Below are 12,189 nucleotides of genomic sequence, written 5' to 3' on the forward strand. Positions count from 1 at the left end.
TCTTTCCCGAATTTCGGATTTGTGGCATAGACGCCTCATCCCGGCCCTGCCAAAGGGGCGCTTCGCGATCGTCACGAAATGCGGGCCGGGTGGCGGTGGACGCGGTAGCGCCGGCGCGATCAGCCTGATGACAGGGCGGGCAACCGTGAGTCCTCAGGCGACGCGATACGACCCGGCGCGGTCACAGCGGTTTCGTCGATGCCTGGGGGCGAGCACACGCAAGCCTCCGGATATTCCGGCGGGATCGTCCGCGGACGGAGAAGTCGTGTGGTCCTGACGCCCGGGGTCTGTGCGTCAAGGCTTGCGGTGATGCGGCGGTCCGACCGGGCACGTGCATCGATCATTCCCGCAAGGCGACGGGGGCAATAGTGCATCGCTCCCCGAGGAGAGCACGAAGGACACCGTTAAAACCAGCCGCGCAGGGAAGGCCGGGCGACCGGCATCACCTGTGGTCCACCCCGTGTGCATCTTCGTCGCGCACGGACTTGCGGGTGCCGCCGGCGCCCGGCCTTCCCTGCGCCCTTTGGCTTTCAAGGAGCGCGAACGACAGCAAGCCTCGGGCGAGACGCGCCGCGAGAATGCGAGCGCGCGTCTGCCACCACACACTCCCTGTCATCGCCCGCGCAGGCGGGCGATCCAGTATTCCAGAGGCCATCGTGATTGAACCGAGAAGCCGCAGCGTACTGGATTCCCCGCCCCAGTGCGCAAATGCGCACAAGGCGGGGAATGACAGTGTCATTTGGAGAAGCACACTGCCGGCCCACTCTCTGTCATTGCGAGGAGCTCTTGCGACGAAGCAATCCAGACCGTCTCCGCGGAAAGACTCTGGATTGCTTCCGCCTTCGCCAATGCTTCGGCGGACAAGTCGCTGCACTCGCAATGACGAGCTTAACGCAGCTGTGCGCCAGATTTCGCTCTCGTGCCCTACGCCGCCGCGCGCTGCCGCGCGGCCAGCGCTTCACCGAAGGCTTCGAACAGCTTGCGGTTGATCGGATTGTGCTGCGGATCGTATTCGGCGTGCCATTGCACGCCGAGCGCGAAGGTCGGGGCTTCCGCGATGCGGATCGCCTCGATGGTGCCGTCCTCGGCGACGCCCTCGACCAGCACGCGCTTGCCAGGCTCGAGGATGCCCTGGCCGTGCAGCGAATTGACCCTGATCTTCTCGCAGCCGAGCAGTTTTGCGAACGCCCCGCCCGGCGTCAGCTCGACGTCGTGACGGTCGGCGAACACCACGGTCGGATCGGGGTGGATCTCGCCGTTCTCGAGCCGGGGCATGCGATGGTTCATGCGGCCGGGAATTTCGCGGATCTCCGGATGCAGCGAGCCGCCGAAGGCGACGTTCATCTCCTGCAGGCCGCGGCAGATGCCGAACAGCGGCACACCGCGGGCGACGCAGGCGACCGAAAGCGCCAGCGCCACCTCGTCGCGATGGATATCGTACGGCTCGTGCCGCTCACACGGGTCGACATTGAAGCGGGTCGGATGGACATTGGCGCGGGCGCCGGTGAGCACGATCCCGTCGACCACGTCGAGCAGCGCGCCGATATCGGTGATATCGGGCGCACCTGCGAACATCATCGGCAGGCCACCGGAAACCTCGGCCACGGCGCGCAAATTGCGCTCGCCGACCATCTGGACCTGAAATCGATTTTCGACGCGATGGGCATTCCCGATCACGCCGACGACCGGCTTTCTCATCTGTCGTTCCGCGCCTCTCCGATAAGAAGATTCTCCAAACATGCCCTTGGCCTGGAACAAATTCAACAGAAGGGATCGCGGGACGGCAATGCTATTTTCGCGCAAATGCCTCCCGGGCCTCGCCCCCGGCGGGCAGCCCGGCGGCCTGCAGTGCAGTTGCCGCCGGATCGCCCGGCGCGGCCAGCCATGGCAGTTTCGCGTCGATGCCGCGCGTCACGGGCTCTCCGAGCGCCCCACCGAAATCAACCGGCCAGAACCCGTTGGGCACGACTTCGACCGTGATGCCACGGATCGCATAACCCTCGCCCAGAACCGCCTCCGCGTGGTCGGCGGCGACAAGGCGCGCCGTCTTGGGATCCTTGGGATCGCCAAAGCTGACGAGCACCGGCACGAGGTCTCCCTGCACCGGGACAACGCCGGCCTGCCGGTGGATATCGTTGAACGAGACGCGGTTGCCGCGCGCGGCGCCATAGGCACGGAGCGCGACATAATTATAATTGATGTCGTCGAAGTCCAGCTTCGCGTCCTGCCGGTGTGCCAACAATGCCACCAGATTCTTGCCTTTGGCGCCGGCCTGGCCGAGGTCGACGAACACGGCCTCCCCGCGCGTGGTGGTGCGGCCGCCGCGGTTATAGTTGCGGTCGGGCACGACGGCCAGAACGCCGGATCCGGTCTTGATGCCGTCAGGTGTCGTGACCTCGACCGTGAGACGAAATTTGTGGCCGGGCCGGTTGATCCGGATCTGGTCGCCGACCACGATCACGGCCAGAAGCCCGAGCAGACCGGCCCATTTGCTGATGAAGCTCAAACCGCCCCCATTGTTCTTTCCTCATCGCTCTGCACCGTCGGCGCGTCGACGTCAAACCAGCGCGTTGACGCGGTCTTGATCCGAAGCGCGTTTGTCGAGAGAGTGCAGCGCGCATTGCGCTGAAAAGGACCCGATGTGACCATGTCGTCCAAAGATGAACGCTCCCGGACCCGCGGCGACCTCGCTTGGGCGATCTCGGTCGGGGGCATCGGCGTCGTGCTGTTCACCGCGCTGCTCGCCTTCACCTGGTATTTCGCCGCCACCCTGCTGCTGATCTTCACCGGCATGCTGCTCGGTCTCGGCCTCAACGCGCTGACGGGCGCGCTCGGCCGCCGCGTGCCCCTGCCGCATCCGGTGCGGCTCGCGATCGTCTGCACCGCGCTCGCTTTGATGCTCGCCGGCATCGCCTATCTCGGCGGCGCCACCATCGCCGAACAGGCTTCGCTGCTGAGCAAGACCATCAAGTCGCAGATCGGGAACGTGAAGTCGTTCCTGGACAACCACGGCATCGACACCAGCTTCTTCGATTTCGGCAACGGCGCGACCGACGCCTCGGCCACTGCGCCCTCGGAGACGGCGCCCGCACCAGCAGCGCCCTCGCGCGGTCCCCTGCCCGGCGCCGGCGCGCTGGCCTCCAGCGGTGGCGCGATCGTGAGCCAGACCTTCAAGCTGCTGCTCGGCACCATCCACGGTGTCGGCAACATCTTCATCGTGCTGTTCCTGGGCTTCGCCTTCGCCGCCCAGCCGGCCGTCTATCACGATGGTCTGCTGTTCCTGGCGCCGGCGAGGCACCGCACTCGCGTCGCCCTGATCATCGACCGCACAGCCGAGACGCTGGAGCGCTGGCTGATCGCGCAGATCATCGTCATGCTCGCGGTCGGCGTGGTGACCTGGATCGGGCTTGCCGTCATCGGCATCCCCAGCTCGTTCATCCTGGGAATTCAGGCCGGCCTGCTCGCCTTCATCCCGACCATCGGGGCCATCATCGCCGGCGTCGTCGTGGTGCTGGCGAGCCTCGCCTCGGGCTGGATCCCGGCGCTATCGGCCTTTCTGCTCTTCATGGGCGTGCACGCCATGGAGAGTTACGTGCTGACGCCGATCCTGCAGCGGCAGGCGCTGGACATCCCGCCGGCCACCCTGTTCGCGTTCCAGATCCTGCTCGGCGTCGTGTTCGGCATCTGGGGCCTGGCGCTGGCACTGCCGCTAGTGGCCATCGCCAAGGTCATGATCGACCATTTCAAGACCTATGAGGCGGCGCCTCTGGCAGAAGCGGCCTAGAGCATGATCCGGAAAAGTGTGCAGCGGTTTTCCGATAAGATCATGCTCCAGAAATAAGCCCTCAGGTCGTGAGCACAGTCTCGGTGTGCTCGACCTCGGGCGGCGAGGCAAAGTACAGGCCAACGAGGCCGCGCCATTCGGTGAAATTCTCAGAGCCGCGGAAATCGACGGTGTGGTTTTCCAGCGTCGCCCATTTCACCATCAGCCGGTAGCGCTGCGGCTTTTCGATCGATTTGTGCAGCTCGAAGCCGTGAAAGCCCTTGGAGCGGCCGAAGGCGGCCTTGGCCTTGGCGACGGCGGCCTCAAAGTCCTTCTCGCTGCCCGGCTTGACATCGATTTGCGCGATCTCGGTGATCATCGGTTTCCACCCGTTTTTTGTTCGATAGGCGTGTCTAGCGCAGCCGGCGAAAAAGAAAAAGGCGCCGAAACGGCGCCCTGGTCGGTCCAAAAATGCAGGTCTCTCAGATGAGCAGCAGAACGCTGCCCGCCACGATCAGGGCGCAGCCGATGAACAGCGCGAGCGGCCAGTAACTGCGGCGGCCTTGCGTGTAACGCCCCTGCGCGCGGCGCTCGGTGATCAGCGCGCTCTCGTATTCATCCGCAGTGGAGAACAGACAGGCGAAACCGCTGCGTGCCGAGGCCGCAGCCGCTTCGAGCGACATCAGGGCAGCTTGCGGATTCTGTCGACGGATCGATTCCATGACCGCAATGGTAGGGATCGAATGGTAAACAGAGGATTACCGCGATGCTGCCCTGCGTCTCAGGCGGTGGCCGGCCGCGGCTGCGGCGCACTGATCCGCGCGGCGCTCTGGCGGCGCCAGTTCTCCAGCGACAGCGGCAGCTCCTCCGCCGCCTCGACGCGGTTACGGCCGCCGCGCTTGGCCTGGTAGAGCGCGGTGTCGGCGGATGCCAGCAGCACCTCGAGCTCGGTGCCGGCAGGTCCGCCGGCGACGCCGATGCTGACGGTGGTGTCGACCGGGCCTTCGTCGACCACGACGCCGGAAGTCTCGAACGCCTCGCGCACGCGCTCGGCGACCAGCACGCCCTCCTCCAGCGAACACGGCAGCAGCGCTGCGAATTCCTCGCCGCCGATGCGGCCCGACATGTCGGTGATGCGCAAATTGCTGACGACGACGGTCGAGAACAGTTTCAGCATCTCGTCGCCGGCGGGGTGGCCGAAGCGGTCGTTGATCGACTTGAAGTGGTCGATGTCGAAGATCATCACGGTCACGGGACGTCCGGCCTTGGCCTCGCGCTCGATCACGCGGCCGCAGGCTTCCGAGAAGCCGCGGCGGTTGAGCATGCCGGTCAGGGGATCGGTCGACGCGGCGGTGCGGTGCGCAGTCACGGTGCGCTCGGACACCAGCATGAAGATCACGAACACGGTGCCGACGGCATAGAGGATCAGTTCGACCGCGAACACCTTGACCCAGATGCTCTGGGAGAATCCGGCATCGTGCGGACGCAGGAAGCTGCCGATCAGGACCGGCAGCATCAACACGCAGCCATGCATCACCGGCATCACGAAGGCGGGCCAGCGCCGCTGCAGGCTCTTGCGCCGTTCGGTCCAGAGCTCGCTGGCGGTCAGTGCCGCATAAACCGAGACGATGCCGGCGCCGACGATCATCCGCAACATGGATGCCTCGGGGGCGAGCAGCGTGACGGCGGCGACCCAGGCGAGCGCACCGAGCACGAGGCCCGGCCAGTTCGGCTTGCGGCCGTGGAAGACGCGCGCCGCATTCCACACCATGCCGCAGGCGACGAAGCCGACCGCGTTCAGCGCAAGGTAAAGATGCGGGCCCAGCCTGTCGCCGGCTGCGGTCCACAGCGCGACGGAGGCGGCACCGAGCAGATACGCGGTGCCCCACCATTTCAGTGCAGGGCTGTTCTCCTGCCTGCCGAAAAACACCATCATGGCGCCGAGCAGTGCGGCAACCATGGTGGCGACCAAATAGAGCGTGATGCTATCGAGCGACATCATGTCGGCCCCCTTTAAGACATAGCAGTTACGCGACCGGCCCCAGCCGTTTGCGCGCCCTTCCGAATGCGACGCTAGGTCGCGCGGGTTCCATTCAGGTTTTCGCGGGAGGCCAAGTTTTCGGGAAACACGCCATCAATTTGCATACAAACGAACAACAAAAAGGGCGCTGAAATCAGCGCCCTTTTGCATCTCATTGAAGCCGCTTTCGCGGCGAATGTGACCGAAGCGATTAACGCTTCGAGAACTGGAAGGACCGGCGGGCCTTGGCCTTGCCGTACTTCTTGCGCTCGACCACGCGGGAGTCGCGGGTCAGGAAGCCGCCCTTCTTGAGCACGGAGCGCAGCTCCGGCTCGAAATAGGTCAGCGCCTTCGAGATGCCGTGACGGACCGCGCCGGCCTGGCCGGACAGGCCGCCGCCGGCAACCGTGCAGATCACGTCGTACTGGCCGGAACGCTGGGCCACCGAGAACGGCTGCTCGATCATCATGCGCAGCACGGGACGGGCGAAATAGACCTCGACCTCGCGCGAATTGACGGTGACCTTGCCGGCGCCCGGCTTGATCCAGACGCGGGCGACCGCGTCCTTGCGCTTGCCGGTGGCATAGGCGCGGTTGAACTTGTCGACCTTCTTCTCGTGCTTGGGCGCATCGGGCGCCGCCGCCGTCTTGAGCTGCGAGAGCTGGTCGAGCGACTGGATGGATTCGGCCATGTTATGCGGCCCTCGTGTTCTTGCGGTTCAACTTGGCGATGTCGATCTTCTCGGGCTGCTGCGCCTCGTGCGGATGATCGGCGCCGCCGTAGACACGGAGGTTGCCCATCTGCACGCGACCGAGCGGGCCACGCGGGATCATGCGCTCGACGGCCTTCTCGAGCACGCGCTCGGGATGCTTGCCCTCGAGGATCTGGCGCGCGGTGCGCTCCTTGACGTGGCCGACATAGCCGGTGTGCTTGTAATAGGTCTTCTGCTCGCGCTTGCGCCCCGTGAGGACCGCATGCTGCGCATTGATGATGATGACGTTGTCGCCGCAATCAACGTGCGGGGTGTAGGTCGGGAGGTGCTTGCCGCGCAGGCGCATGGCGACGATGGTGGCGAGGCGGCCGACGACCAGACCCTTGGCGTCGATCAGCACCCACTTCTTCGTCACCTCAGCCGGCTTTGCCGAAAAGGTTTTCATGTCAGAGTTTCCGTGGACGGGGAGCATCGGCGCGAACACCGCGCCGGACTGCGCGGTTTTCTAGAGAAGAGACGCGCAACGGTCAATGCCCATGGACCGAAATTAGCATCGCAATATCAATGGCTTGAAAATATGGTGCTATATTACCTACGAAAAGCTCAAACATTTGGAATGGAATAGGTCGAGGTGACATGGGCGATCGGATCGGGCGAGCTGCCGGACAGCAGTTTCACCTCCCCGACCGCCAGCCGCTTGCCGAGCTTGAGCAGCCGAGCCTCCGCCAGCACGTCCTGACCGGGCTGGCCCTTGCGCAGGAAGTTGATGTTGAGATTGGTGGTCACGGCGAGCCCGACCGGCCCGATCGCGGACAGCAGCACCACGTACATCGCGAAATCGGCCAGTGCCATTAGCGTCGGGCCGGACACGGTTCCGCCCGGCCGCAGCATCCTTTCACTGTAGCGCTGGCGCAAAAGGCAGGTCTGGCCGTCCGCGCTTTCGATCGTGATGTCGTCGCCGCTGAAGGCCTGGGGAAACTCGTGACGGAGGAACTGCTCGACCTCTGCCACGCTCATTTTCGCTGACGCCATGCTGTTCCCCACCCTCGCTTCACTTGCCCTGTTACATTAAGTTATCTGCGTCATTCAAATGCAATAATCCAACGGAAACGCTTCGATGTCCGCCCAGGCTGCCCGCGCCCCCTCCCCGCAACCGCCGATCCTGCTGCGCGAGACCGTAGGCCCGATCGCCGTGCTGACGCTGAACCGCCCCGCCGCGCGCAACAGCCTGTCGGCGGCGATGATCGCCAGCCTGCATGCGGAGCTCAACGAGATCCGCGATGACAAGGCCGTCCGCGGCGTCGTGATCGCGGCCAACGGTCCGGCCTTCTCCGCCGGCCACGACATGAAGGAGCTGACCGCGCGCCGCACTGACGCCGATCGCGGCCGCGCCTTCTTTGCCGAGATGATGACCGCCTGCAGCGCGATGATGCAGGCGGTCGTGCACCTGCCAAAGCCTGTGGTCGCTGCCGTCCAGGGCATCGCGACCGCGGCTGGCTGCCAGCTCGTGGCAAGCTGCGATCTCGCCATCGCCTCGGAGGCAGCACACTTCGCCACGCCCGGCGTCGACATCGGCCTGTTCTGCTCGACACCAATGGTGGCACTGTCGCGCAACGTGCCGCGCAAGCAGGCGATGGAGATGTTGCTGACGGGCGAGCCGATCCCGGCGACCCGCGCCCGCGAGATCGGGCTCATCAACCGCGTGGTGCCCGCCGGCACTGAACGCGACGCCGCGATCGAGCTCGCGCAACAGGTCGCGCTGAAATCCGCCTACACCGTCAAGCTCGGCAAGGAAGCATTCTACCGCCAGGCCGAGATGAGCCTTGCGGATGCCTATCGCTATGCCGCAGAGGTGATGACCGAGAACATGATGGCGCGCGACGCCGAGGAAGGCATCGGCGCCTTCATCGAGAAGCGCGCGCCGACATGGCGGGACGAATAGTCAACTCCTCATCCTGAGGAGCCGCGGAACGCGGCGTCTCGAAGGATAGAGGCCCGACTGTGGCTTGATGGTTCGAGACGCGCGTGCCGCGCTCCTCACCATGAGGGTCAGAGAAAGAAAAAGATGAACCACGACACCTATTCCGACAATTACATCCGCGCCATCCTCAACAGCGTGAAGTCGATCGCGATGGTCGGCGCCTCGCCGGTCAACGTGCGACCGAGCTATTTCGCGTTCAAATATCTGGCGCAGCGCGGCTACGACATGATCCCGGTCAATCCCGGCCATGTCGGCAAGGAGTTGCTCGGCAAACCCTTTATCGCCTCGCTCTCCGACATCGGCCGTCCCATCGACATGATCGACATCTTCCGCAATTCCAGCCACATCATGCCTGTCGTCGAAGAGGCGCTCACGCTCGACCCGCTGCCGAAGGTGATCTGGATGCAGCTCGGCGCGCGCGATGACGTAGCGGCGGCGAAGGCGGAATCGGTCGGTATCAAGGTGGTGATGAATCGCTGCCCCAAGATCGAATATGGCCGCCTGTCATCCGAGATCTCCTGGATGGGCGTGAATTCGCGCACGCTCAGCTCCAAGCGCGCGCCGGCACCGACGCAAGGCATGCGGCTATCCCTCAATCGGATGAGTGTCGGCGGCGGCGACACTGCGGCCTCCGATCGCGCGGCCAAAAACAAGACCGAGCAAAGCTGACGCAATTGCGAGGGGTTCATTTTGCCAACGCGACAATGCGTAGCAAGATCATTCCCAAATGATCTTGACGTGAAGCGGCGCCTTGACGGCGAGCGCGGCGCCCATCAGCATGCCGCGCGATTTCAGACCAAGAGAACAGGACGCCCTCAATGAGCGATCGCCTTCCGGGATTTTCAACCCTCGCCGTGCATGCCGGTGCACAGCCCGACCCCACCACCGGTGCGCGCGCGACGCCGATTTATCAAACCACCTCGTTCGTGTTCAACGATGCCGACCACGCCGCCTCGCTGTTCGGTCTGCAGGCGTTCGGCAACATTTATACCCGTATCGGCAATCCCACCAACGCCGTGCTGGAAGAGCGCGTCGCCGCGCTCGAAGGCGGCACGGCCGCGCTTGCGGTGGCCTCGGGCCATGCCGCGCAGGTCGTGGTGTTGCAGCAATTGATGCAGCCCGGCGACGAGTTCATCGCTGCGCGAAAACTCTATGGCGGCTCGATCAACCAGTTCACGCACGCCTTCAAGAGCTTCGGCTGGAACGTGGTGTGGGCCGATCCCGACGACGTCGCGAGCTTCGAGCGCGCGGTGACGCCGCGCACCAAGGCGATCTTCATCGAGTCTATTGCCAATCCCGCCGGCAGCATCACCGACATCGAGGCAATCTCGACGGTGGCCCGGAAGGCGGGCGTGCCGCTGATCGTGGACAACACGCTGGCCTCGCCCTACCTGATCCGCCCGATCGACCACGGCGCCGACATCGTCGTGCACTCGCTGACGAAGTTTCTGGGCGGTCACGGCAATTCGCTCGGCGGCATCATCGTCGATGCCGGCACCTTCGACTGGTCGACCGGCGGCAAATATCCGATGCTGTCGGAGCCGCGACCGGAATATCACGGCATCCGGCTGCAGGAGACCTTTGGCAATTTCGCCTTCGCGATCGCCTGCCGCGTGCTGGGCTTGCGCGACCTCGGCCCCGCGCTGTCGCCGTTCAACGCCTTCATGATCCTGACCGGCATCGAGACGCTGCCGCTGCGCATGCAGAAGCAATGCGACAATGCGAAAGCGATCGCCGAATTCCTCGCCGGCCATCCGGCGGTGGCGTCGGTCAGCTATGCCGGCCTTGCGAGCGACAAGTACAACCAGCTCGCGCGCAAATACGCGCCGAAGGGCGCGGGCGCCGTGTTCACCTTCAGCCTGAAGGGCGGCTATGACGCCGGCGTCAGCCTGGTGTCGAAACTGCAGCTGTTCTCGCACCTGGCCAATGTCGGCGACACCCGCTCACTGGTGATCCATCCGGCCTCGACCACGCACAGCCAGCTCGACGACGCCGCCAAGGTGAAGTCCGGCGCCGGCCCCGACGTGGTGCGGCTCTCGATCGGCATCGAGGACAAGGAAGACCTGATCGCCGATCTGGAACAGGCGCTGGGGGCGTAGTCACCGCCGTCATTCCGGGGCGCGCGGCAGCGCGAGCCCGGATTCTCGACGCCCGGTTCGGTGCTTTGCACCGCCCCCGAATGACGGTCGCTTTGGCGACCGTCAGTTAACGATCATTAACCATATCTACCCCATACATCGTCTTTGGATCGCCCTTTTGATTCGGAGCCGACGATGCTGCGCTGGATGGTGCCTGCCCTTGCGGCGATGCTGACGGTTTCAGCCGCCGTTGCCGCCGACTTGCCGGCCACGCCGAAGCGGCGGGCCGCAGCTCCCCCGCAGGAGCCGCCGCAGGTCTATGTCGATACCGATCCGGATGCGCTGATCTCGCCGGCCTATGGCGTCGGCAGCTACATCCGCAACCTGCCGGGCACACCGCTGCTGCCGGGCTCGCACACCCTGCCGGGCTATTACGGCCGGCCCTGGAGCTACGACTATCAGGGTGCGTATTACGGCGGGAAGCAGGTCGATTATTTCTGGCGCCTGCCCTATTCGTGCGGCATCTACGGCTATTGCTGATCAGCCGGGCTGGCCAACTGGAACCGCGCGCGGCTGCGCCTCCGCAGGTCGCCGCGAAGCGAGCCGCTCCACCTGCATCACCGCAAGCGTCAGCACGACGATTGCGACCGCCTGGTGCGACAGCGCGAGATCAATCGGCACCTGGTTGAGCAGCGTGAGAATGCCGAGCACCGCCTGCAGGCTCACCGCCGCGAGCAGCCAGAGCGCGCCGCTTGCCGCCGCACCTGCGCGCGAGCGCACCGCGTCGAACGCGTGGAGCGCGGCCAGCGCGAACAGCGCATAGGCGGTCATGCGGTGCTCGAACTGCACCGTCAGCACATTGTCGAACATGTTGCGCCACCACGGCGTCTCGAACCACAGCCGCTCGGCCGAGGGAATGAACGCGCCGTCGATCTGGGGCCAGGTGTTGTAGGCGCGCCCCGCGCGCAGGCCCGCAACCAGTGCGCCGAAATAGATCTGCACGAACGTCACGACGAGCAGCAGCGCGCTCGTGAAGCGCAGCCGCGCCGGTGCTGCGATCTGCGGCCGCTCCTTGAGCCGCCGCACCGTCCAGACAATGCCGGCGAAGATCAGCAGCGCGAGCACGAGATGCGTCGCCAGCCGATATTGCGACACCTCGACCCGTCCCGTCAGGCCCGAGGCCACCATCCACCAGCCGACCGCGCCCTGGAGCCCGCCAAGCGCGAACAGCAGCCATAGCCTGCGCTTCAATTCACCGGACAGGCCACCGCGCCACAGGAAGAACAGGAACGGCAAGAGATAGGCGACGCCGATGAAACGACCGAGCAGCCGATGGCTCCACTCCCACCAGAAGATCTGCTTGAACTCGGACAGGCTCATCCCCGCATTGAGCTCGCGATATTGCGGGATCTTCTTGTAGGCCTCGAACGCCTCGGTCCACTGCGCCTGCGACAGTGGCGGCACGCTGCCCGTAACCGGCTTCCATTCGACGATCGAAAGGCCGGATTCCGTCAGCCGCGTCGCGCCGCCGACCAGCACCATCAGCGCGATCAGTGCGGCGACCGAGATCAGCCACCAGCGCACGGCGCGATGCGGGTTGGTTGGGACAAAATTCGTCGTCATTTCAGAGGTTAA

Annotated in this window: 14 protein-coding genes; 5 read left to right on the plus strand and 9 right to left on the minus strand. The window is 64.9% G+C overall.

From position 1 onward, the window contains the following. Positions 1–924: 924 nt before the first annotated feature. Positions 925–1,698 carry a gamma-glutamyl-gamma-aminobutyrate hydrolase family protein gene (locus tag GGD65_RS03920; RefSeq protein WP_020508730.1) on the minus strand — a complete coding sequence of 258 codons (774 nt, stop codon included), beginning with the start codon at positions 1,696–1,698 and terminating at the stop codon, positions 925–927. A gap of 91 nt (positions 1,699–1,789) precedes the next feature. Further along, positions 1,790–2,506 (minus strand): hypothetical protein, encoded by a 717-nt coding sequence (locus GGD65_RS03925; RefSeq protein ID WP_183234442.1) that lies wholly within the window; start codon positions 2,504–2,506, stop codon positions 1,790–1,792. Between the two features lie 141 nt (positions 2,507–2,647). On the opposite strand from GGD65_RS03925, the gene GGD65_RS03930 reads away from it, so the two are divergent. Further along, positions 2,648–3,784, plus strand: coding sequence for an AI-2E family transporter (locus tag GGD65_RS03930; protein ID WP_085964141.1), 1,137 nt, complete (start codon positions 2,648–2,650; stop codon positions 3,782–3,784). A 61-nt stretch (positions 3,785–3,845) separates the two neighbouring features. On the opposite strand, the gene GGD65_RS03935 is transcribed toward GGD65_RS03930, so the two are convergent. The 6 genes from GGD65_RS03935 to GGD65_RS03960 form a co-directional block, all read right to left on the minus strand. Then, entirely contained in the window at positions 3,846–4,142 is a 297-nt protein-coding gene (locus GGD65_RS03935) for an antibiotic biosynthesis monooxygenase (protein WP_018320098.1), read from the minus strand. A gap of 103 nt (positions 4,143–4,245) precedes the next feature. Beyond that, positions 4,246–4,485 carry a hypothetical protein gene (locus GGD65_RS03940; RefSeq protein WP_018320097.1) on the minus strand — a complete coding sequence of 80 codons (240 nt, stop codon included), beginning with the start codon at positions 4,483–4,485 and terminating at the stop codon, positions 4,246–4,248. 59 nt (positions 4,486–4,544) lie between these two features. Continuing rightward, entirely contained in the window at positions 4,545–5,765 is a 1,221-nt protein-coding gene (locus GGD65_RS03945; RefSeq protein WP_018320096.1) for a diguanylate cyclase, read from the minus strand. A gap of 229 nt (positions 5,766–5,994) precedes the next feature. Then, complete coding sequence (gene rpsI / locus GGD65_RS03950) at positions 5,995–6,474, minus strand: 30S ribosomal protein S9 (RefSeq protein ID WP_018320095.1); 480 nt, start codon at positions 6,472–6,474, stop codon at positions 5,995–5,997. Position 6,475: 1 nt separating this feature from the next. Continuing rightward, the gene (gene rplM, locus GGD65_RS03955) at positions 6,476–6,940 is read right to left on the minus strand and encodes a 50S ribosomal protein L13 (RefSeq protein WP_011087726.1); all 465 of its coding nucleotides are present in this window, start codon (positions 6,938–6,940) and stop codon (positions 6,476–6,478) included. A 158-nt stretch (positions 6,941–7,098) separates the two neighbouring features. After that, the gene (locus tag GGD65_RS03960; protein ID WP_018320094.1) at positions 7,099–7,527 is read right to left on the minus strand and encodes a PaaI family thioesterase; all 429 of its coding nucleotides are present in this window, start codon (positions 7,525–7,527) and stop codon (positions 7,099–7,101) included. Positions 7,528–7,612: 85 nt separating this feature from the next. Here GGD65_RS03960 and GGD65_RS03965 point away from each other — a divergent pair, with 85 nt between their 5' ends. The 4 genes from GGD65_RS03965 to GGD65_RS03980 all read left to right on the plus strand — a co-directional run bounded on the left by GGD65_RS03965 (position 7,613) and on the right by GGD65_RS03980 (position 11,094). Continuing rightward, complete coding sequence (locus tag GGD65_RS03965; RefSeq protein ID WP_179738848.1) at positions 7,613–8,437, plus strand: enoyl-CoA hydratase; 825 nt, start codon at positions 7,613–7,615, stop codon at positions 8,435–8,437. A 123-nt stretch (positions 8,438–8,560) separates the two neighbouring features. Further along, on the plus strand, positions 8,561–9,145 hold the full coding sequence (locus GGD65_RS03970) for a CoA-binding protein (protein WP_183234443.1): 585 nt from the start codon (positions 8,561–8,563) through the stop codon (positions 9,143–9,145). Positions 9,146–9,294: 149 nt separating this feature from the next. Further along, the gene (locus GGD65_RS03975; RefSeq protein ID WP_104462877.1) at positions 9,295–10,575 is read left to right on the plus strand and encodes an O-acetylhomoserine aminocarboxypropyltransferase; all 1,281 of its coding nucleotides are present in this window, start codon (positions 9,295–9,297) and stop codon (positions 10,573–10,575) included. 174 nt (positions 10,576–10,749) lie between these two features. Then, positions 10,750–11,094, plus strand: coding sequence for a hypothetical protein (locus GGD65_RS03980; protein ID WP_018320090.1), 345 nt, complete (start codon positions 10,750–10,752; stop codon positions 11,092–11,094). On the opposite strand, the gene GGD65_RS03985 is transcribed toward GGD65_RS03980, so the two are convergent. Beyond that, on the minus strand, positions 11,095–12,177 hold the full coding sequence (locus GGD65_RS03985) for a COX15/CtaA family protein (RefSeq protein WP_183234444.1): 1,083 nt from the start codon (positions 12,175–12,177) through the stop codon (positions 11,095–11,097). Positions 12,178–12,189: the final 12 nt, after the last annotated feature.

The organism is Bradyrhizobium sp. CIR18 (assembly GCF_014198295.1).
Lineage (GTDB): Bacteria > Pseudomonadota > Alphaproteobacteria > Rhizobiales > Xanthobacteraceae > Bradyrhizobium.